Here is a 1,360-nt window from a genome sequence, read left to right as displayed (position 1 = left end):
TTGCGTTGATTATAGGTGGTTTTGCTGGTTGGGGCATATTTACCTTAATAGGCAAGATATTTTCTTCTATTGGCGAGTTTTTTGGCTCTCTGTTTGCATAAAATTAACACCCCAGTTATGGGGTGTTAATTTTAATAAAAAGGTGGAAAAACTTCATTGATAATCTAAGCCCCCTAAGAGAGCAAAATGGGAGTGTTCCAAAAAGCGAGGTGATTTTATGAATATATTAACTAAGTATTTAGAACAGTATTTTGATGAAGTAGATTATAAAGAGTTTTATAGAAATATATTCCCTATTGGTAGTTTTTTGGTTCAATTTTGCAATAATATGCTATAATAATATTGTCAAAGAGTAAGTTGGGTAGTGGAAAACACAACAAAAGAAAAGAGAGAGGACGGCAATCCTCTCTCTTTATTTTTAGCACCACCACCGAAGTAGTTAGACTACTTCTTTATCTCCTTAACTATCATATAAAGCATCACCATAGTGATAATAACATTTATATCGATTGTCATTGAGTAAAGCTTGGTAGAGGTGCTTTTGGTAAGTATTATTCATGACTAATACCTCCCGTTTGACATTGTAACATAGATTAAAATTTGGTACTATAAAAATGTACAAAAAATTCATTGATAATCTAAGCCCCCTAATAGGGAAAATGGGAGTGTTCCAAAAGTGAGGTGATTTTATGAGTGATTATGAGATAGTTTGTCAGTTTCTTTCTAGTCAGTACGAACAGGTAAATGGCTATGATTTTTATAGAGATATTTTCCCAAATAATGAGAATGAGGGAGAATTAAATACAGATTTTAGTAAACCTAATGCGATTTACTTGTATCAAGATGAAAATAAGAAAATGAAAAGACGAGTAATGCTTAACGATACATGGGAAGAGGATTATATGAATTATATTGAGTGTAATTCAATGACCTTATGTGGTGGGTTGAGCTATAGAGGTAGAACCAATAAATTAGAAAACGCTCAAAGAATGCACGCTTTAATCTTTGATTTAGACGGTGTAGGCGAGGAAGAATTGGATAACATCATGTATTTAACAACTATGCCACCTAGTCAAATCCGTTCAATACCAATGCCAACTTACATTGTAGCGAGTGGGACAGGACTGCACTTATACTATGTATTCAAAGAACCGATAGACTTATATCCGAATATAAAAGTACAGTTGAAGTCGCTAAAATATGACCTCACTTTTAGATTTTGGAATCCAACAGTCACTTCCAAAGAAAAGCAGATACAGTATCAGTCAATCAATCAAGGCTTTAGAATGGTTGGCAGCATAAATGGAAAACATGATACAGAAGTAGTCGCATTTAGAACTGGCGAGCGTGTTACTCTCGC

General features: G+C 33.9%; 1 protein-coding gene. It reads left to right on the top strand.

Features of this window, described 5'->3' with window-relative positions; genetic code table 11:
• Window positions 1–689: 689 nt before the first annotated feature.
• A partial coding sequence (locus T513_RS0109595) for a hypothetical protein (protein ID WP_031589913.1) occupies window positions 690–1,360 on the top strand: 671 nt, incomplete at its 3' end.

This window comes from Kandleria vitulina DSM 20405 (assembly GCF_000702065.1).
In the GTDB taxonomy this organism is placed as follows: domain Bacteria; phylum Bacillota_I; class Bacilli_A; order Erysipelotrichales; family Coprobacillaceae; genus Kandleria; species Kandleria vitulina.
This window is presented reverse-complemented; position numbering and strand designations above follow the sequence as displayed.